The sequence below is a fragment of the Bradyrhizobium sp. 199 genome, assembly GCF_023073355.1.
GTDB lineage: Bacteria > Pseudomonadota > Alphaproteobacteria > Rhizobiales > Xanthobacteraceae > Bradyrhizobium.
Map to the genome: position 1 here is coordinate 374,122 of NZ_JADPJI010000002.1, position 19,840 is coordinate 393,961.

The window sequence follows — 19,840 nt, forward strand, 5'->3', positions numbered from 1 at the left end:
GGCCCGAGAGAGGGTGTTCTTTTGGGTGCGGCAGGTTGCCCCATGCTGCACGGCAGTTTTCTTGCATCGCGAGACGAGTGTCGGGTCGCATGCACCGGCATGCAACAAAGTGCATGTTTGATGTCGAATCGCTCTTGCCTCGGAACGATACTGCCATTACCCATTTTTCCGCCTTGAACAGGCAGGGGGAGCTCTTTCACTGATGGCGACTGTGTTCGAACATCGGCGCGACACCGCGTGCGCCTGAAAGAGACTTGATGCTGCTCGTTGTCGAACAGTTCCTGAACGGTTTGCAGTTCGGCCTGCTGCTGTTCCTGCTCGCCGCCGGCCTGACGCTGGTGTTCGGGATCATGGATTTCGTCAACCTCGCGCATGGCTCGCTCTACATGATGGGCGCCTATTTCGCCGCGACCTTTGCGGCCTGGACCGGCAGCTTCCTGCTCGGCGCGCTGTTGGCGCTCGGCGCCACGCTGGTGCTCGGCATCGTGCTCGAGATGAGCGCGCTCCGGCATCTCTATGGCCGCGACCATCTCGACCACGTGCTCGCGACGTTCGGTCTGATCCTGTTCTTCAACGAAGCGGTGCGGCTGATCTGGGGCCCGGCGGGCCTCGCGCTGCCGCTGCCGGCCTGGCTCACCGTGCCGGTGCCGATCCTGCCCGGCATCCACTATCCCGCCTATCGGCTCGCCATCATCGCCGTCGCGTTGCTGGTGGCACTGCTGCTCTATCTCGGCGTGATGCGCACCCGCATCGGCATGCTGATCCGGGCCGGCGCCTCCAACCGCGAGATGATCGGCGCGCTCGGCATCAACATCAAGCTGCTCTACACGCTGGTGTTTGGCCTGGGTGCCGCGCTCGCCGGCCTTGCCGGGCTGATGCAGGCGCCGATCCTCACCGTGCAGATCGGCATGGGCGAGAACATCCTGATCCTCGCCTTCGTCATCATCGTGATCGGCGGCATCGGCTCGATCCGCGGCGCGTTCCTCGCCGCGATCTTCGTCGGCATGATCGACACGCTCGGCCGCGCCTTCCTGCCCAATTTGCTGCGGCAGGTGCTGAGCGGCGCCGCCGCCTCTACCGCCGCGCCCGCGCTATCGTCCATGCTGATCTACCTCCTGATGGCGATCGTGCTGGTGGTGCGGCCGGAGGGGCTGTTTCCGGCCAATCGTCGATGAAGGCTTTCACGGTGAGCAAGGCCGTCACGGCCCTGATGCTGGCGGGCCTCGTGCTGCTGCCGCTCTACTCGCAGCTGTCCGGCAACATCTTCATCCTGACGCTGCTCACCCGCATCGTCATCCTGGCGCTGGCGGCCGCGAGCCTCAACCTCATCATGGGCTTTGGCGGCATGATGAGCTTTGGCCACGCGGCCTATCTCGGCATCGGCGGCTACGCCGTGGGTATGCTGGCGCAGGAAGGCATTGGGAGCGGCTTCATCCAGTTTCCGGTCGCGCTCGCGGCGTCCGCGATCTACGGCCTCGTGATCGGTGCGCTGAGCTTACGCACCCGCGGCGTCTATTTCATCATGATCACGCTGGCCTTCGCCCAGATGGCCTATTACGTCGCCTCGGGCCTGGCGCGCTACGGCGGCGACGACGGCCTCACTGTCTACAAGCGCAGCGACTTCTCCGGGCTGATCGATTTGGGCAACCGCACGCAGTTCTATTATCTCTGCCTCGCCTGCTTGTTCGGTGTCATCTTCCTGATCTGGCGCATCGTCAATTCGCGCTTCGGCCTCGTCGTGCAGGGCCTGCGCTCCAACGAGCAGCGCATGCAGGCGATCGGCTTCCCCGCCAAGCGTTACCAGCTGGTCTGCTTCGTCATCTCCGGCACCATGTGCGGGCTTGCCGGCGCACTGCTCGCCAACAATACCGATTTCGTCAGCCCGGCCATGATGTACTGGACGCGCTCGGGCGACCTCATGGTGATGGTGATCCTGGGCGGCATGGGTACGCTGTTCGGCCCCGTCATGGGTGCAGTGGTGTTTCTGCTGCTGGAAGAGTTCCTGTCGCAGATCACCGAATATTGGGCGCTGATCATGGGGCCGCTGCTGCTGCTGATCGTGCTGTTCGGCCGCGGCGGCATCATGGGCATGCTGGGGAGGGCTGGCCGTGGCTGAACCCCTGCTCCGCGTCGAAAAGCTGGTGCGGCGCTTCGGCGGCATCATCGCAACCGACAACGTCTCGCTCGACGTCGCAAGCGGCGAGCTGCATGCCATCATCGGCCCGAACGGGGCCGGCAAGACCACGTTGATCAGCCAGCTCACCGGGCATCTCGAGCCGCATTCCGGCAGCGTCTTGCTGGCCGGGCGGGACATCACTTATTTGCCGGCCTATCGGCGCTGCGCGTTGGGGCTTGCGCGTTCGTTCCAGATCACTTCGCTGCTGCTCGACTTCACCGCCGCGGACAACGTCGCGCTGGCGGCGCAGGCCCATGCCGGCACCTCCTTCCGCTTCTTCGCCAATGCGCGCAAGGAAAAGGGTCTACGCGATGCCGCGCATGCCGCGCTCGATCGGGTCGGGCTGGCTCACCGCGCCGATGTTCTGGTGTCGAAGCTCAGCCATGGCGAGCGACGCCAGATCGAGCTTGCGGTTGCGCTCGCGAGCAAGCCGAAATTGCTGCTGCTCGACGAGCCTATGGCCGGTCTTGGCGTCACCGAATCGCAGGGAATGGTGAAGCTACTCCAGGAGCTGCGCAAGGAAGTCTCGATCGTGCTGGTCGAGCACGACATGCCGGCGGTGTTCGCGCTTGCCGACCGAATCTCGGTGCTGGTCTATGGCCGCGTCATCGCCTCCGGCGTTCCGGCCGCGATCCGAGCCAACGAAGACGTCAAACGCGCCTATCTCGGCGATCAGCATGTGGTGACGCATCATGGCTGACACGCTGCTCGACGTCGACGGCATCGAGACCTGCTACGGCCTGTCCCAGGTGCTGTTCGGCCTGTCGCTGTCGATCAAGCCGGGCGAGATGGTCTCCTTGATGGGCCGCAACGGCATGGGCAAGACCACCACCATCCGCTCGATCATGGGCCTGACGCCGGCGCGCGCCGGCAGCATTCGGTTCGCGGGCGCCGAGGTGCGGCAGCTTCCATCCTACAGAATTGCAAAACTCGGCGTCGGCCTGGTGCCCGAGGGACGTCAGATCTTCCCCAACCTCACCGTGCGCGAAAATCTGGTCGCGGCCGCGGCCGACCGTTTCGGCAGCCCCAATCCCTGGACGCTGGCCGCGATCTACGTGCTGTTTCCGCGGCTCGCTGAACGCGCCGCCAACATGGGCAACCAGCTCTCCGGCGGCGAGCAGCAGATGCTCGCGATCGGCCGCGCGCTGATGACCAACCCGAAGCTGCTGATTCTGGATGAAGCCACCGAGGGCCTCGCGCCGCTGATCCGCGAAGAGATCTGGAACTGCCTGTCCCTGCTCAAGAGCCGGGGACAGTCGATCCTGGTCGTCGACAAGAACGTCGACCACCTCGCCCGCATCTGCGATCGCCACACCATCATCGAGCGCGGCAGGACGGTGTGGAGCGGCACCTCTGACGAGCTGATGGCGGAGCCGGAACTCCAGCACAAATATCTGGGCATCTGACGCAGGAGGGCCGTGCGCTCTCACCAATAAATCCCGTGCCGGTCCAGTTCGCGGACCACGCGGGACTCGAGCGAGGGGCGGCGCTTGGGCTTCGCGGGCTCAGTCGCCCTGGTCGCGGGAGCAACTGTGGATTGCACGGGCGCTGTGGGGCTCGGAGCCATTGCGGCCGGAGCAGCCGTTGGAGTGGTAGTCGCCGTGTGGAGAGCCGTTGAAGGCGTTGCCGCCGGAGCTTGCGCCGACGGCGGTGTGACTGCTGCACTTGTCGGCTGGCTGCTGGTTCGCAGGGCTTGCAGCCAGGCTCAGGCTACGTGATCCGCCGGCAAGGGCCTCGGTTGCGAGCAGCGCCATCGCGCCGATCAGAATCAGTCTGCGCATGAAAGTCCCCGTTATCTGGTCAACTCGCCTCACCAAAATCGCACCCGGCAGTGATTTAACGGCCTAGGCGCTGCTTGCCGATTGCCATCAGGGTCGCCCTGCAGGATAGGCGATAGATCAGGCTGAACAATTGATCCCACATGACCGAACTCCGTTGTTGATCAGTGTGCGATAATCTAGGCCCCATGCCTTTCCGGCGCTCTTCGCGACGCTCGGAAAATGGCTTCGTCGGGCGGGCCGACGTTTCATCGGAACAGGACCCCGCGAAGTCGTCTCACGGACGTGTGAGATATTGGTTTCTGCGGCACCCTCGGACTGTCTTGCGAGTCAACGATGCTCGTTGCCGCCAGCCTGTATCAGAGGTAGTAAGGGCGGGGATCTTCGCGGAAGATCATTTGGGGACTGTCGCCCGCGCAGCAATGACACTGCAACCTGACGGAAATTCTCATCGTCGGCGCTGGAGAGCGATCCTGTTGGTATTCGTTCTGCTCCCCTTTGTGCCGGAATTGGCGATCCTGCTCACGTCTCTCTTTGCGGCCGTCTCAGGATGCCAGCCTGGCAGTGATACCGGCTGTCCTATCGGGTCGTCCGCCGCGGAAATAATCCGTCATGCGCTGGAGGCGGGCTTGCTGGTCGGCTCCCGCTTTGGCGACGGACTCGCGGCATTGTGGCTGGCCTGCTGCTGCTGGCTGATCGCGCTGGGATGGTCTCGGCTCTGGATCCGATTGCTGCTGGCGTTAGCGGTCAGTCTCATCTGCGCATTCGTCCCCTATTTCGGCCCGATGCTCTCGATCAGCCATCTCGTCAACCCCAAATGTTCCCCCAACGAGGGAGGCGTCGGCGATTGCATTGTCTACGGCGGCGAGGTCGGCGGTGTGGCTCACAAGGTGGTCAGCCTGGGCTGGAGAATCATCGAGGGCGCTCCGATCGCGATAGGAATATTCGTTGTCTACGCGATCGTCGCGGCGATCATCGAGTTGCGGTCGCGGCGGCAGGCTCTCCGTCCACTGGGCTGATTCTCTTTTCCGGCGCTCGCCGCCGACCCAACTATCGATATTGTCAAGAAGAGGCAGCTATGGTCTCATGCAGCCATAGATTGTCGTTCATATTTGGAGATGTTGCCATGCGGTTTCGTTTTGCAGCATTCCGGGTCATTTTCGCCGCGGCAGCCGTTTTCTGGCTTTCGGCCGCTCAGACCGCCGCGGCTCAGTCCAACAATGATCCCGATATCCTGGCGGCCTATGTCTACAGATATGCTGACTACTACCTGCCTTATGCCATCCAGTCGTCCACGGCCTACAAGCCGGTCGGCACACTGAACACGATGCGGGATACCGGTCTCGGCGACGAAGTCGATTACGCGGTGCAGAACGCGATCCCTGCCTCACAGGAGGACCTCAGGGGACACGCGCGAAAAATCTTCAAGCCCTGGCGCTATCAATTTGGCAGCGACGCGTATCTCGATTGCCTCGATTGGGCGGATGAAGCCTGTAAGACGGCTTACGCGAGGCGCGGCTGGAATTTCGGCAGCGGCCCGACTTACCATGTGTGGGCGCGGACACGCGCGACAGCGCGTGCAGCCTGCAGCGAAGTGAGCATTGCGTTTCGCGGCACCGTAGGGCTCTCCGGAGGTGATTGGTACTCGAACCTCAGCCGGTTCGGTTCGCCTTACGACGATTACTACAAGCAGCTGCAGCGCAACGTCGATACGATTATGCGGCAGATCCAGAACCTGGACTGCTACAGGCGCGCGGTCCGGAAGCCGCAGATCGTTTCGACGGGCCATTCCCTCGGCGCTGGCTTGGCCCAATTCGTCGCGCTTGCGACCAAGTCGGGCGGCCCGCGGGTCGCCAAGGTGATTGCTTTCGATCCGTCTCCGGTGACAGGCGCGCACCTTGTCAACAAGGCTCTTCTGGCCGAGAACGTCCAGCGCCTCGTCATTGATCGCGTGTATGAGAGTGGGGAGGTGCTGTCATATGCGCGCGCGGCCGTTCAGGAATTCCCTCAGGCGAAGTCGCGCTGCAATCCGCAGGTGCGAACCGTCGAGGTCAAGGCTGCACGAGGCTCGATGATGGGGCTGCACGGAATTGAGTTACTTGCAACCAACCTTGCAGATCTCACATACAATGAGGGTAATCCCTTGGGTTACCGCGCGCCGGCCACGCTGGTCGGTAGTTGCGACGTCATCTATCGGCCTGATTCCGACGAGCAGCTGATCGCGCGCAGTGGAAGCCAGCGGCTCGCCGCACTTCGCCGCGTTTACGCGCGCAGTGGCAGCCGGCGCCTCGTTTCGAACCCTGCAAATCCGGCGGCACGCGCGGCAGTGACATGGGTGGGCTCGCGCTCGTCGAACGGCGGGCCGGATCCCCGCCTGGCGGCCGGCCCGGCCTCGAACGCCTTTGCCCTCGTGGCCGGAGGCGCATTCGGCTTCACGCCGTTACCTCGTGCAGAATGAACGGGCCGATTGCCGCTTAAAACACCTCGAAATATTCGCGGTGCTCCCAGTCGGTCACCTCTGACAGGAAGCGGTCGATCTCGGCGTTCTTGATGTGGGTGTAATAGTCGACGAACTCAGGTCCGAACTTCTCGCGGAAGAAGGGATCGTCCTTCAGCGCGCTGACCGCATCGCGCAAGCTCTTCGGCAGCGGCGGAGCCTCGGTCTCGTAGGGCGTGTCGGCGGACGGGCCGGGATCGAGCTTGCGATCGACGCCGTCGAGGCCCGAGAGGATCTGCGAGGCCATGTAGAGGTACGGATTGGCGGCGGGCTCGCCGATGCGATTCTCCAGGCGCGTTGCGGCATCATTGGCGCCGCCGAGCACGCGGATCATCACGCCGCGATTGTCGCGGCCCCAGATCGCGCGGTCCGGTGCCAGCGAATAGGATCGGTAGCGCTTGTAGCCGTTGATGGTCGGCGTGGTGAACACGGTGGAGGCGCGGGCGTGGTCGAGCAGCCCGGCGAGGTACGCCTTGCCGAACGCGCTGAGCGGCTCGCCGTCGTGCTTGGCCGACTCCTTGGCCATGAACTGGTTCTCGCCGCTGGCGCGCGACACGATCGACTGATGCAGGTGCCAGCCGCTCGCAAACAGGTTCGGCAGTTTTGGCCGACACATGAAGGTGGCGTGATAGCCGTGGCGACGCGCGATCTGCTTTACGGCGCTCCGAAACAGCACCATGTTGTCGGCGGGCTCGAGCCCCTTCTTTGGTGCGAAGGTGAATTCGCACTGGCTCGGTCCGAACTCGACCTCGACCGAGCGCAGGGGCAGGCCGAGCGCGACGATGTCGCGGCGGAGAATCTCCAGCACCGGCTCCATCTGATCGAAGCGCTGCTCGGTCAGGTATTGATAGCCATGGCTGAGCAGGCTCACCGACGGCGGCGTGCCGGGCTGGCCGGCATCCTCGGCGCGCAAATGCGGATCGTCGAGCTTAAAGATGTGGAATTCGACCTCGAGGCCGGCGACGAAGTCGTGTCCGCGGCTGGCGAGCTCGTCGAGTGCCTTGCGATAGAGCGAGCGCGTCGCGAACGGCACCGGGCGGCCATCATTGAAGTAGAGGTCGCACAGCACCCAGCCCGTGGTCGGCGCCCACGGCAAGACGCGAAACGTGGTGGTATCGGGCACCATCAGCACGTCGGCCGCGCCCTCCATCTCCTTCATGCCGAAGCCGCCGCCCGCAGTGAACACCGGAAACACCGTGCGGTGCGAGGTATCCTTGGCAAGCATGGTGGTGGTGATGGAGCAACCACTCTCCAGCGAGGCGATCGCCTCGGAGGCAATGATGGTCTTGCCGCGCAAGATACCGTGCTGGTCGGGGAAGGCGAGGCGGATGACCTCGAGATTCTTTTCGGTGGCGATGCGGCGCATGCGCGCCGCCGCGTCCTTCTGCTCATCCGACCACAGCGCATGACGCGCGACGAAAGTCACTTTGGTTGCTCCTTGCCATCCTGTCATTCCGGGGCTCGCATGCGAGAACCCGGAATCTCGACATTCCGGGTTCGATGCTATCGCATCGCCTCGGAACGACGGTGCTCAAAATCACTCCGCCGCAGTCAGCTTGTGCACGTTATCAGCGATCTCCTTCGGCACCGGCGCGGTCCACGGCGCGCCGCGGCGGCGCTTGACGTCGACTTCCATCCAGTAGGTCTCCCAGCCCCGGGTCGGCCCGATGCCGTCCATGGTCGCCGGACCCTGGATGCTGCGCGCATGGGCTTCGTCCAGGAACAGCATCGGCTTCTCGCCGCCCGAGACCTTCTCGATCTCCTGTCGCAGCAGGCGGCGGTACTGCACGATCGCCTTGTCGCTCGAGCCGAGATGCTCCTTGGTGCGGTCCTGGATCGCGCCCATCGATTCCACCGCCCACTGGTCGTGGACGTTGATGTCGGTGCCCATGCCGGTATAGGTCGCGGTCTGCTGCTCGTGCGGATCGAAGCCGTAATCGTTAGCTCTGTTCTTGCGTGACTTGTAGTCGGGCAGCTCATAGAGCTCGAGCCGCTGGTCGCGCATCTTCTTCTTGTCGACCGGGTTCGAATAGCTGGTGAAGATCGCGTACCAGTAGCAGTTCTCGTCATCGACAGGCACGTGCCACTGCGTGATCGTCATATCCGTGCTCATGGGAATGACGAAGCCGTTCGGGAAGAGCTGGTTGGTGACGCGCACATGGGTGCGCTCCTCGTCAATCTCGCGCAGCGCGATCAGCCGCAGGCCGTATTCGGTGTGCTCGACATTGATGATCGGGCGATCGTATTCGCGCAAAATCTTCGTCATCGGCAGGTCGGAGCCGGCCGAGGCGCCGCGAAACTGCTTGCCATAGGCGGTGGAGGTGTCCTCGTCCTCGAAGAAGCGGTGCAGATAGGAGGCGTGCGCGGGATCGATGCCGACTTCGAGCGCCTGCAGCCAGTTGCAGGCCATGTGACCCTTGAACGCAAATGTGTGAGTATCAGGGGCGACGAAGCAATCGAGCTCCGGGAATGCGGGCGGGGTGCCCTCGCCAAGATAGGCCCAGAGGATGCCGCTCTTCTCGACCACGGGATAGGAGCGCTGGCGGATGTTCTGGCAGAGCTTCGAATCCGTCGGCTCCGCCGGCGTCTCGATGCACTGGCCGGTGGCATCGAACAGCCAGCCGTGGAAGGCGCAGCGCAGGCCGCCATGCTCGAGCCGCCCGAAGGCGAGGTCGGCGCCGCGGTGGGCGCAGTGGCGGTCGATCAGGCCGTAGCGTCCGGTCTCGTCGCGGAACAGCACCAAATTCTCGCCGAGCAGCTTGAGGGGCCGGATCGGCCGCGCGCCCTCCAGCTCATCCACCAGCGCCGCCGGCTGCCAATAGCTCCGCATCAGCTTGCCGCAAGGGTCGTTCGGGCCGGTGCGGGTGATCAGGTCGTTCTGCTCCTGGCTCATCATCGCGCGTGCATCCTCGTGGAGAGGCGATTGTTCGCCTATTGAACGAACGGGCGAATTATGACATGCCTTGCATCGGCAGCAAGCACTATTTTGCAGGATTAGCCATGCCCAAGCTGAAGCGCAGCGAGAGCGACGAGCGCGCGACGGATTTCGTCGAGAGCCTCGATCGCGGCCTGCGTCTGCTGCAATGCTTCGGCGCCACCCCCGGCCCGATGACGCTGAGCGATCTCGCCCGGGCCACCGATCTGCCGCGCGCGACGGCGCGGCGCATGCTGTTCACGCTGCAGCGCGGCGGCTACGTCTCCGGCGATGGAAAGCTGTTCTCGCTGACACCGCATGTGCTGACGCTGGCGGCGTCCTATCTGCGCTCCAATCAGCTCGTCGCCGTGCTTCAGCCCGTGCTCGATCGCGTCGCGACCGCCGCCAACGAAATCTCATCGCTCGCCGTGCTCGACGGCGAGGGCGTCGTGTTCATTGCCCGGGGGAGCCCGGCGCGGGTGTTCTCGGGCGGGCTAGAGATCGGCTACCGCCTGCCTTCATTCTGCACCTCGGTCGGCCGCGCCATGCTGGGCCAGCTCGACGACGCCGATCTTGCCGCACGCATCGCAGCGATGAAGCGCGAGGCGCTGACGCCGCAGACGATGACGAATCCGAAGGCACTGCTCGCGCGCATCACAGCCGATCGTACCCAGGGCTATTCTCTGGTCGACCGCGAGGCCGAGCCGCATTTCCGCTCGATCTCCGTTCCGGTGCGCCGCTATGACGGCGTGATCGTCGCCGCTATCAACATGGGCGCGCATATCGATCGCGTGCCGGCGCAGGAATTGATCGAGAGATTTCTGCCGCTGTTGCGGGAAGGTGCGGAGTCCGTGAGCTCGCGGCTGCTGTAGCCCGGGTGAGCGAAGCCATACCCGGCTAATTTCCCGAAGAGTCCCGAATGTCGCTTCGCTCATCCCGGCTACGGCGTCACTGCCGGTTGCGCATCCAGTCGGCGAGGCCGGACAGCGCCTTGTCGAGATCCTGGCGCGCGGTGGCATCGCTCACCGTCTCCGCCAGCGCGCCGCGCATGCAGAGCATCCACGCGTCGCGTTCGGCATCGCCGATGGCAAAGCCGATGTGTCGCTGCCGGAGCCGCGGATGGCCCTTCTCCGGAGTATAGAGTCTTGGTCCGCCGGTCCATTCGGTGAGATAGCGCTTCAAGACGTCCCTGATCAGGCCGAGATCGCCCGCATGCATGGCGCGGATGATCTGTGCTTCCGGCATCGTGTCCATGCGCTCGTAGAAACGGTCGACGAGACGGTCGATCGTGGCGCTGCCGCCGATCCGCTCGAACATGGAGATTGCGACGTCGCTATCGGACATCTCTACAGCGCCAGGCTGCGCAGGCCGAAGCTGCGGGCCTCGTTCTGCAGCACCGGGCGGACCGCATCGATCAACCGTGCGGCCGCCGCATCGACCGACAACCCCGCGGTATCCACCACCGCCGCCGCGCGCGAGTACAGCGGCTCGCGGCTCAGCAAAATGTTGCGCAGCTCCGCCATTGCGGAGCGGTCATCCGCCATCGGACGCAGATCGCCCTGGCGGCGCACGCGAGCCATGTGTTCCTCGGGCTCCGCCTTCAGCCAGATCGTGTAGAACGAGGTCAGGATCTGGTCGAACGTCAGCGGCTCGGAGACGATACCGCCGCCGGTTGCGAGCACCATCAGTTCGTTGCGCGCGAGCAGCTGCTGCAGCGCCGCCTGCTCCATGCGGCGAAAACCTTCCTGGCCGTAGAGCGCGATGATCTCGGCGACCGAGAGTCCGTTCTGCTGCTCGACCTCCTTGTTGAGCTCGACAAAGCTCCAGCCGATCTTCTTCGCCAGCGTCCGCCCCAGCGTCGATTTGCCGGCGCCGCGCAGGCCGATCAGCGCGATGCCGCAGAACGGCGCGCGACGCGGCGCGGTTGCGCTGCCCCCAGTGAGCAGATCTTTTGCTTGTGCGATCTGCGCAGGTGTCGCCTTGCGCAGGAGATCGCGAAACATCTGCCAGTCCGGCGTCGGATCGGCGCCAGGAAGGAGATCCTCGAGATGCGCGCCCATCGCGTCGGAGACGCGGCGGAGCAGCACGATCGAGACGTTGCCCTTGCCGCTCTCGAGCTGCGCGATGTAGCGCTCCGAGATTCCTGATACCTTGGCGAGCACTTTGCGTGACATGCCGCGCAGTGCGCGCATGGTGCGCACGCGCTGGCCGAGCTGTTCGAGGAAGCGGGATTCCGCGTCGGGACTGTCGGTCATGAGCCTTCTTTTGGAGATGTCTTCTTGAAGCAGGTCCTGCGGCGCATTTAATGAAACATAGTGCCTGCTGGCATTGACAGCAAGCCGAGGCGGTGTCTTTCTATGAATTATAATTCTAAATTCGGGGGAGAAGTCCGTGAGCGAGGGATCCTATAACGCGGTGACCTGGCTGCTCGACCGGAACGTCGAGGAAGGGCGCGGCAACAAGCTGGCCTTCGACGACACCGTCTCGCGGCTCAACTATGGCGAGCTGCAGCGCGATAGCCGCCGCGCCGGCAACATGCTGCGCCGGCTCGGCGTCCGGCGCGAGGAGCGCGTGGCGATGATCATGCTGGACACCGTCGATTTCCCGATCGTGTTTCTGGGGGCGATCCGCGCCGGCATCGTGCCGGTGCCGCTGAACACGCTGCTGACCGCGGATCAATATGCCTACATCCTCGCAGACTGCCGTGCCCGCGTGCTGTTCGTCTCGGAAGCGCTGTATCCTGTTATCAAGGACGTTGTCGGCCGCATGCCCGATCTCGAGCATGTCGTGGTCTCCGGCGCCAAGCAGAACGGCCACAAGCAGCTCGCCGAAGAACTCGCCGGCGAGAGCGACCAATTCACCACCGCCGTGACCCATCCGGATGAGCCGGCGTTCTGGCTCTATTCGTCGGGGTCAACAGGCATGCCCAAGGGCGTGCGCCATATCCATTCCAATTTGCAGGCGACCGCCGACACCTATGCCAAGCAGGTGCTCGGCATCCGCGAGAGCGATGTGTGCCTCTCCGCGGCAAAGCTGTTCTTCGCTTATGGGCTCGGCAACGCGCTGACCTTCCCGATGTCGGTCGGCGCCAGCGTGATCCTCAACAGCGAGCGCCCAACGCCGGCGCGCATGTTCGATTTGATGAACCGCTACAATCCCTCGATCTTCTACGGCGTGCCGACGCTGTTCGCGGCCATGCTCAACGACGAGGCCATGAAGAGCGAGCGCGGTGGCAAGGCCCTGCGCATCTGCACCTCGGCCGGAGAGGCGTTGCCGGAATCCGTCGGCAATAGCTGGAAGGCGCGTTTCGGCGTCGACATTCTCGACGGCGTCGGTTCGACCGAGCTGCTGCACATCTTCCTGTCGAACGCGCCCGGCGACATCAAATACGGCTCGTCAGGCAAACCGGTGCCTGGCTATGCGGTGCGGCTCGTCAACGAAGCCGGCCAGGACGTCGCGGACGGCGAGGTCGGCGAACTCCTGGTGGATGCGCCCTCGGCCGGCGAAGGCTACTGGAACCAGCGCCACAAGAGCCGCCGCACTTTCGAGGGGCCGTGGACCCGCACCGGCGATAAATATGTCCGCGATGCCGAGGGCCGCTACACCTTCTGCGGCCGGGCCGACGACATGTTCAAGGTCTCCGGCATCTGGGTCTCGCCGTTCGAGGTCGAGAGCGCGCTGATCACGCATCCGGCCGTACTGGAAGCCGCCGTCGTGCCCGAGGCCGATCCGGAAGGATTGCTGAAGCCAAAGGCCTTCGTCGTGCTGCGCCCCGGCGCGACAACGACGGAGTTGCAGGAGATGCTCAAGGAGCACGTCAAGCAGAAGATCGGCCCGTGGAAATATCCGCGCTGGATCGACGTGGTGGACTCGCTGCCGAAAACGGCCACCGGAAAGATCCAGCGGTTCAAGTTGCGCGAGGGCGCGAACTAATCTCTCGTCGTTCCGGGGCGATGCGAAGCATCGAACCCGGAATCTCGAGCCGCAAAAACAATCTCGAGACTCCGGATCAGCTCGCGTTGCGATCTGTCCAGGATGACGGAATGAACGGAAACGACAGCATGACCAACCTCACCCCCACCGGCTTCCTCAGCATCGGCAGCGCCAGCCTCGAATACAAATGGCTCGCGCCGCAATCCGCCGACGCACCCACCATCGTCATGCTGCACGAAGGCCTCGGCTCGGTCGGGCTCTGGGGCGACTTTCCGGAAAAGATCCAGGCTGCCACCGGCGCCGGCATCTTCCTGTATTCGCGTGCGGGCTACGGCCAGTCCAGCCCGGTCGCGCTGCCGCGACCGCTGGATTACATGCAGCGCGAGGCGCTGGACGTGCTGCCGAAGCTGCTCGACGCGATCGGCTTCAGGCGCGGCCTGCTGCTCGGCCATTCCGACGGCGCCTCGATTGCGACGATCTATGCCGGCGCGCATCAGGATCATCGCTTGAGCGGTCTCGTGCTGATAGCGCCGCATTTCATCGTCGAGGACATCTCGGTGCAATCCATCGCCGCGATCAAGACCAGCTTCGAGACCACGGACCTCAAGGCAAAACTGGCGCGCTGGCACAAGGACGTCGACAACGCCTTCTACGGCTGGAACAGCGCCTGGCTCGATCCCGAATTCCGCGATTGGGACATCTCCGAATACCTCGCTTATATCCGCGTACCCGTCATGGTCCTGCAAGGTGCCAGCGACCAATATGGCACCCTGCGCCAGGTCGAGATTGCGCAGGAAGAGTGCTACTGCCCGGTTGAACTGAAGATCATTTCAGGCGCCGGACATTCTCCCTATCGTGAAGCGCCCGCGCCAACACTTGGCGCGATCGAACAATTTGCAAGAGCAGCTCTCCGCGACGATCAGGACCTGCAGGGGCGCGCCGCATGATGGCAGCCACAACGATCGCCATGAAACAAAGTGCATCTTGCAGCCGTTAAGGGCTAGACTCCTCCGAAAAGATGCATTATTGTGCATCTAACGCTACGGCGAAAATGCATAATCAAGCTCAGGGATGACCCATGGCCGGGGAAGATCGGCGCCTCGCAGGCGGCGCGACATTCATCGATTTCCAGACCGAACCTTCCCGCTACCGGCACTGGAAGCTCGCGGTTGAGGGCGACGTCGCGACGCTGACCATGGACGTCGACGAGAACGGCGGCCTGTTCGAAGGCTATCTGCTCAAGCTCAATTCCTATGATCTCGGCGTCGACATCGAGCTTGCGGATGCAGTGCAGCGGCTGCGCTTCGAACATCCCGAGGTCAAGGTCGTGGTGATGCGCTCGGCCAAGAACCGCGTGTTCTGCGCCGGCGCCAACATCCGCATGCTCGCGGGCTCCACGCATGCCCACAAGGTCAATTTCTGCAAGTTCACCAACGAGACCCGCAACGGCATGGAAGACTCCTCGGAGAATTCCGGCCAGCGCTTCATCACCGTGGTGAACGGCTCCGCCGCCGGCGGCGGCTACGAGCTGGCGCTTGCGACCGACCACATCATTCTCGCCGACGACGGCTCTTCTGCGGTTGCGCTGCCCGAAGTGCCGCTGCTCGCGGTGCTGCCGGGCACCGGCGGTCTCACCCGCGTCGTCGACAAGCGCAAGGTGCGCCGTGATCACGCCGATTTCTTCTGCACCATCGAGGAGGGCGTGAAGGGCAAGCGCGCCGTGCAATGGCGCCTCGTCGACGAGATAGCGCCGAACTCGAAGCTCGAGGCCAAGGTCGCCGAGCGCGCCAGGGAGTTTGCAGCTCAATCGAAGCGTAAGGGCAGTGGCAAAGGCATCGCGCTGACGCCGCTCAAGCGCCTGATCGACCAGACCAGCATCCGTTATGGTTTTGTCACGGTCGAGATCGATCGCACTGCCCGCATCGCCACCATCTCGATCAAGGCACCCGAGGCGGCGCCGCCGGCCGACATCGATGGCATGATGGCGCTGGGCGCCTCGTTCTGGCCGCTCCAGGTTGCGCGCGAGATCGACGACGCCATCCTGCATCTGCGTATCAACGAGCTCGAGATCGCCATGCTGGTGTTCAAGAGCCATGGCGACCGCGCCCATGTGCTGGCCTGCGACGCCTTCCTCGAAGCCAACAAGGCGCACTGGCTGGTCAACGAGATCAGGCATTACTGGAAGCGCGTGCTGAAGCGCATCGACGTCACCTCGCGCACGCTGGTCACCCTGGTCGAGCCCGGCTCCTGCTTTGCCGGCACGCTCGCCGAGTTCGTCTTCGCCGCCGACCGTTCCTACATGCTGATCGGCACGCGCCAGGGCGACAATCGCCCGCCGCCGTCGATCGAGCTCTCCGCCATGAATTTCGGCCCCTATCCGATGAGCCATGGCCTGACGCGGCTTCAGTCACGCTTCCAGGCCGATCCGGCCGATGTGGAGCGGGCGGAAGCCACGCTCGGTACCTCGCTCGACGCCGAGCAGGCGGAAGAGCTTGGCCTCGTCACCTTCGCGCTCGACGACATCGACTGGGATGATGAGGTCCGCGTCTTCTTGGAGGAGCGCGCCAGCTTCTCGCCCGACAGTCTCACCGGCATGGAAGCGAGCCTGCGCTTCGTCGGCCCCGAGACGATGGAATCAAAGATCTTCTCGCGCCTCACCGCCTGGCAGAACTGGATCTTCCAGCGCCCCAACGCCGTCGGCGAAGAGGGCGCGTTGCGCCGCTACGGCAGCGGCCAGAAGCCGAAATTCGATATGACGCGGGTGTAACGATTTTCATGTCCCGGGCGCGCTGCGGCACGCAGTGACGCTGCGCAGAACCGGGACCCGGACGGACCAGACATAGGTCCTGGCTCAGCAGTGCAGCACTTCGCGCCGCACTGCATCCGGGACACGAAACCGATCAAGGAGCACGGCCATGAACATGAACATCATGAACGTCGACTACTCGACCAAGATTCCCAACAACGTAAACCTCGCCGAGGACCGCCAGGTACTGAAGGCACTCGAAGGCTGGCATCCCGGCTACATGGATTGGTGGAGCGACATGGGGCCGGAAGGTTTCCAGGAATCGCTGGTCTATCTTCGCACTGCTTATTCCGTCGATCCGCGCGGCTGGGCCAAGTTCGACTATGTCCGCATGCCCGACTATCGCTGGGGCATCCTGCTTGCTCCCCAGGAAGAGAACCGCGTCGTGCCGTTCGGCGAGCATTTTGGCGAGCCGGCCTGGCAGGAAGTCCCCGGCGAGTACCGCGCCATGCTACGCCGTCTGATCGTGATCCAGGGCGACACCGAGCCGGCCTCAGTCGAGCAGCAGCGCCATCTCGGCAAGACCGCGCCTTCGCTCTACGACATGCGCAACCTGTTCCAGGTCAATGTCGAGGAAGGCCGCCACCTCTGGGCGATGGTCTATCTGCTGCAGAAATACTTTGGCCGTGACGGCCGCGAGGAAGCCGACGATTTGCTGCGCCGCCGCTCGGGCGATGCCGACGCCCCGCGCATGCTCGGCGCCTTCAACGAGGCGACGCCGGACTGGCTGTCCTTTTTCATGTTCACTTATTTCACCGATCGCGACGGCAAGATGCAGCTGCACTCGCTGGCGCAATCCGGCTTCGATCCGCTGTCGCGCACCTGCCGCTTTATGCTGACGGAAGAAGCGCACCACATGTTCGTCGGCGAGACCGGCATCACCCGCGTCGTGCAGCGCACCTGCGATGCGATGCGCGAGGCCGGCATCACCGATCCCACCGACATCGCAAAAGTTCGCGCGCTCGGCGTGATCGATCTGCCGACCATCCAGAAGAAGCTGAACCTGCACTACACGCTGTCGCTCGATCTGTTCGGCTCGGAGGTCTCGACCAACGCGGCCAACGCCTTCAACACCGGCATCAAGGGCCGCTATCACGAGACCCAGATCGACGACGATCACCAGCTCAAGAACGCCACCTATCCGGTGCTGAAGTTCATCGACGGCGAGATCAAGCTGGTCGACGAGCCGGCGCTGACCGCGCTCAACATGCGCCTGCGCGACGATTACAGCCGGGATTGCGTCAAGGGCATGCTGCGCTGGAACAAGGTGATCTCGACCGCCGGCTATCAGTTCCAGCTCAAGCTGCCCAACGTCGCCTTCCATCGCCACATCGGCGAGTTCAAGGACGTGCATGCGACGCCGGACGGCATTTTGATCGATGACGCCAGCTGGGCCAAGCGCAAGGACGAGTGGCTGCCCTCGACTGCCGACGGCGATTTCATCTCCTCCCTGATGCAGCCCGTCACCGAAAGCGGCAAGTTCGCCTCCTGGATCTCGCCGCCGAAAGTCGGCATCGACAACAAGCCCGGCGATTTCGAGTACGTGAAGATCGAGTCGTAAGGGAGTTGGCGAATAGTGGATGGCGAGTAGCAATTAGGCAAGCTACTCGCCATTTGCTACGCACCATTCGCATGCACTGCTACCCCGCGATCTCCAGCCCGGCATTGGCGTAGACCACGCCGCCGTCCACCGCGATGGTGTTGCCGATGACGTAATCACCCGCACGCGAGGCGAGATAGATCGCGAGCCCAGCCATATCCTCGTCGGTCCCGATGCGCTTCGCCGGAATGCGCTTGGCGACCTCGTCCGAATGGTCGCGTGCCGCCCGGTTCATGTCCGACTTGAACGCGCCCGGCGCGATCGCGGTAACGTTGATGTTGTCCTTGATCAGTTTCGTCGCCATGCGCCGCGTCAGATGGATCACGGCCGCCTTGCTCGCGGCGTAGGAATAGGTCTCGCCCGGATTGACGAAGATGCCGTCGACCGAGGCGATGTTGATCACCTTCGCGGGACGTTCTGCGCTTGCGGCCGTGCGCAGCGGTTTCGCCAGAGCCTTTGTCAGGAAGAACAGCGACTTGACGTTGAGGTCCATCACCTTGTCCCAGCCGCTTTCAGGGAATTCGTCGAACTCCGCGCCCCAGGCGGCTCCGGCATTGTTGACGAGGATGTCGAGCTTCGGCTCCAGCTTGATGATTTCGGAGGCGAGCCTGTCGCAACCTTCGACGGTGGAGATGTCGATCGGCAGCGCGATGCATTCGCCGTCATATTGTGCGGTGAGCTCCTTGGCGGTCGCCTCGCACGGTCCGGCCTTGCGGGCGGTGATGTAGACCTTTGCGGCGCCCGCGCTGAGAAATCCCGATGCAATCATCTTGCCGATGCCGCGCGAGCCGCCGGTCACCAGCGCGACGCGGCCATTGAGCGAGAACAGGTCGTTGAACATGAGGCCTCCCTTGGTTTGGGGCTGTTTTGGGCGGGGAGGGGAGGGGAGTCAAGGAAGGCGCTAATGTAGCGCGACAGCGGAGGTTGGAGCGGCTACGCCGCCGCGATCCGGCGGAAACCGTTCCACATCGCGGTCGCGGCGCCCGAGGTCAACACCGGCAGGATCCGCGCGTCCTGGTAGTTGCCGTTGAGTGAGACGCGCGGCAGTGCCGTCATCTGATCGGCATTCTCGGCGAAAAGCATGCCGGGCCGCGTCGTCACCGCGGTCTTGAAGCCGGCCGTCGCAGCGAGGCCGAATTCGCGCATCCCCGCCGCCTCGCGGTCGCCATAGGGATAGGCGAGATGCAACACGGGGCGCTCCAGCGCCTGCTCGATCCGCGCGCGGCTCGTGGCCAACTCCTGCGCGGCGATGTCTTCCGCCGCCTTGGCGAGATTGCAATGGCTGACGCTATGCGCGCCGATCGTGACCAGCGGATCGGCGGCGAACGTCTTCACCTCGGCCCAGGACAGGCAGAGACTGCGGCACAGCGCCGCCATGTCGACGTCGTACGTCGTGCAGAGCGCCTCGATTTCTCGCTTGAGGTCGTGCTCGCCCGGCAGCGCGCGCAGCCAGTCGTGCAGGCGGTCGAACGCTGCCTGCTTGGCCGCGGGCGTCGTGGCATCCAGCCGCAGCGCGGAATGGCCGATTCTGAGGTCGATCTGCTCGGCCTTGGCGATCACGGCCTCCAGCGCCGCCCACCACAGCCGTCCGGTGCCTTCGGCAAAGTCGCTCGCGACATAGACCGAGAAAGGAGCGTCGAATTCGCGCAGCACGGGCAGGGCATGGTCCAGATTGTCGCGATAGCCGTCGTCGAAGGTGAAGGCAGCGAAGCGGCGGTCGAACCGGCCCTGCACCAAGCGCTCATGCAGCTCGTCCATGCTGACGATGTCGATGTCGCGGGAGCGCAAATGGCACAGCGTCGCGCGCAGGAATTCGGGGGTGACTTCGAGATGCCGGTTCGGCTGGAACGCGGCCTCACGGGCCGGTCGGACGTGGTGCAGCATGAAAATGGCGCCGACGCCCGATAAAAGCGGGCGCAGCAGGTGGTGCGCCCCGCTGAAGTAAAGTGCTTCCAGCCCGGCGCGGATGACGTTGTTACGCAGTTGTTTCATGACCGGCCGGCGGACTCTGGCATTCCGCTTTCAACTTACGGAAGAACCCTTGAAGAAAAAGTTATTCCGATTGTCCAGGCGGTGCCTTCGGAAGGGCGCCATTTCCGGTTTGACAGCCCGCCAAGGGTTTGTTTTGTCTCCGGT

Annotated in this window: 18 protein-coding genes; 11 read left to right on the forward strand and 7 right to left on the reverse strand. The window is 63.9% G+C overall.

The window, feature by feature from the left end:
- Nucleotides 1-257 precede the first annotated feature (257 nt).
- From IVB28_RS01670 to IVB28_RS01685, 4 genes are read left to right on the forward strand one after another with little or no spacing between them, the layout of a single operon-like run.
- Nucleotides 258-1,175: a branched-chain amino acid ABC transporter permease gene (locus IVB28_RS01670; protein ID WP_247524330.1), complete on the forward strand. Its 918-nt coding sequence runs from the start codon at nucleotides 258-260 to the stop codon at nucleotides 1,173-1,175.
- A complete protein-coding gene (locus tag IVB28_RS01675) occupies nucleotides 1,172-2,116 on the forward strand; it encodes a branched-chain amino acid ABC transporter permease (RefSeq protein ID WP_247524331.1) in 945 nt (314 codons plus the stop codon). Before IVB28_RS01670 ends, IVB28_RS01675 begins: the two co-directional genes overlap by 4 nt.
- The gene (locus IVB28_RS01680; protein WP_247524332.1) at nucleotides 2,109-2,876 is read left to right on the forward strand and encodes an ABC transporter ATP-binding protein; all 768 of its coding nucleotides are present in this window, start codon (nucleotides 2,109-2,111) and stop codon (nucleotides 2,874-2,876) included. The genes IVB28_RS01675 and IVB28_RS01680 overlap by 8 nt, the downstream gene beginning before the upstream one ends.
- Nucleotides 2,869-3,582, forward strand: a complete 714-nt coding sequence (locus IVB28_RS01685) for an ABC transporter ATP-binding protein (protein WP_247524333.1) — start codon at nucleotides 2,869-2,871, stop codon at nucleotides 3,580-3,582. Before IVB28_RS01680 ends, IVB28_RS01685 begins: the two co-directional genes overlap by 8 nt.
- A gap of 99 nt (nucleotides 3,583-3,681) precedes the next feature.
- On the opposite strand, the gene IVB28_RS01690 is transcribed toward IVB28_RS01685, so the two are convergent.
- Complete coding sequence (locus IVB28_RS01690; protein ID WP_346730706.1) at nucleotides 3,682-3,957, reverse strand: hypothetical protein; 276 nt, start codon at nucleotides 3,955-3,957, stop codon at nucleotides 3,682-3,684.
- Nucleotides 3,958-4,430: 473 nt separating this feature from the next.
- On the opposite strand from IVB28_RS01690, the gene IVB28_RS01695 reads away from it, so the two are divergent.
- Both IVB28_RS01695 and IVB28_RS01700 read left to right on the forward strand, forming a co-directional pair.
- Entirely contained in the window at nucleotides 4,431-4,973 is a 543-nt protein-coding gene (locus tag IVB28_RS01695) for a hypothetical protein (RefSeq protein WP_247524334.1), read from the forward strand.
- A 107-nt stretch (nucleotides 4,974-5,080) separates the two neighbouring features.
- The gene (locus tag IVB28_RS01700; RefSeq protein WP_247524335.1) at nucleotides 5,081-6,412 is read left to right on the forward strand and encodes a hypothetical protein; all 1,332 of its coding nucleotides are present in this window, start codon (nucleotides 5,081-5,083) and stop codon (nucleotides 6,410-6,412) included.
- Between the two features lie 16 nt (nucleotides 6,413-6,428).
- On the opposite strand, the gene IVB28_RS01705 is transcribed toward IVB28_RS01700, so the two are convergent.
- Both IVB28_RS01705 and IVB28_RS01710 read right to left on the reverse strand, forming a co-directional pair.
- Nucleotides 6,429-7,877 (reverse strand): glutamine synthetase family protein, encoded by a 1,449-nt coding sequence (locus IVB28_RS01705; RefSeq protein ID WP_247524336.1) that lies wholly within the window; start codon nucleotides 7,875-7,877, stop codon nucleotides 6,429-6,431.
- Nucleotides 7,878-7,988: 111 nt separating this feature from the next.
- The gene (locus IVB28_RS01710) at nucleotides 7,989-9,347 is read right to left on the reverse strand and encodes an aromatic ring-hydroxylating dioxygenase subunit alpha (protein ID WP_247524337.1); all 1,359 of its coding nucleotides are present in this window, start codon (nucleotides 9,345-9,347) and stop codon (nucleotides 7,989-7,991) included.
- 104 nt (nucleotides 9,348-9,451) lie between these two features.
- Between IVB28_RS01710 and IVB28_RS01715 the strand changes: the two genes are divergently transcribed.
- Nucleotides 9,452-10,237, forward strand: coding sequence for an IclR family transcriptional regulator C-terminal domain-containing protein (locus IVB28_RS01715; RefSeq protein ID WP_247524338.1), 786 nt, complete (start codon nucleotides 9,452-9,454; stop codon nucleotides 10,235-10,237).
- 76 nt (nucleotides 10,238-10,313) lie between these two features.
- On the opposite strand, the gene IVB28_RS01720 is transcribed toward IVB28_RS01715, so the two are convergent.
- Entirely contained in the window at nucleotides 10,314-10,709 is a 396-nt protein-coding gene (locus IVB28_RS01720) for a group II truncated hemoglobin (RefSeq protein WP_247524339.1), read from the reverse strand.
- A gap of 2 nt (nucleotides 10,710-10,711) precedes the next feature.
- Nucleotides 10,712-11,638 (reverse strand): helix-turn-helix transcriptional regulator, encoded by a 927-nt coding sequence (locus tag IVB28_RS01725; protein ID WP_346730717.1) that lies wholly within the window; start codon nucleotides 11,636-11,638, stop codon nucleotides 10,712-10,714.
- Nucleotides 11,639-11,756: 118 nt separating this feature from the next.
- On the opposite strand from IVB28_RS01725, the gene IVB28_RS01730 reads away from it, so the two are divergent.
- The 4 genes from IVB28_RS01730 to boxB all read left to right on the forward strand — a co-directional run bounded on the left by IVB28_RS01730 (nucleotide 11,757) and on the right by boxB (nucleotide 17,665).
- Nucleotides 11,757-13,298 carry a benzoate-CoA ligase family protein gene (locus IVB28_RS01730; protein WP_247524341.1) on the forward strand — a complete coding sequence of 514 codons (1,542 nt, stop codon included), beginning with the start codon at nucleotides 11,757-11,759 and terminating at the stop codon, nucleotides 13,296-13,298.
- Between the two features lie 110 nt (nucleotides 13,299-13,408).
- On the forward strand, nucleotides 13,409-14,245 hold the full coding sequence (locus tag IVB28_RS01735) for an alpha/beta hydrolase (protein WP_247524342.1): 837 nt from the start codon (nucleotides 13,409-13,411) through the stop codon (nucleotides 14,243-14,245).
- Nucleotides 14,246-14,376: 131 nt separating this feature from the next.
- Nucleotides 14,377-16,065, forward strand: a complete 1,689-nt coding sequence (gene boxC / locus IVB28_RS01740; protein ID WP_247524343.1) for a 2,3-epoxybenzoyl-CoA dihydrolase — start codon at nucleotides 14,377-14,379, stop codon at nucleotides 16,063-16,065.
- Between the two features lie 148 nt (nucleotides 16,066-16,213).
- Nucleotides 16,214-17,665 carry a benzoyl-CoA 2,3-epoxidase subunit BoxB gene (gene boxB, locus IVB28_RS01745; protein WP_247524344.1) on the forward strand — a complete coding sequence of 484 codons (1,452 nt, stop codon included), beginning with the start codon at nucleotides 16,214-16,216 and terminating at the stop codon, nucleotides 17,663-17,665.
- Nucleotides 17,666-17,744: 79 nt separating this feature from the next.
- On the opposite strand, the gene IVB28_RS01750 is transcribed toward boxB, so the two are convergent.
- Both IVB28_RS01750 and IVB28_RS01755 read right to left on the reverse strand, forming a co-directional pair.
- Complete coding sequence (locus IVB28_RS01750; protein ID WP_247524345.1) at nucleotides 17,745-18,545, reverse strand: SDR family oxidoreductase; 801 nt, start codon at nucleotides 18,543-18,545, stop codon at nucleotides 17,745-17,747.
- Between the two features lie 92 nt (nucleotides 18,546-18,637).
- Complete coding sequence (locus tag IVB28_RS01755) at nucleotides 18,638-19,696, reverse strand: polysaccharide deacetylase family protein (protein WP_247524346.1); 1,059 nt, start codon at nucleotides 19,694-19,696, stop codon at nucleotides 18,638-18,640.
- Nucleotides 19,697-19,840: the final 144 nt, after the last annotated feature.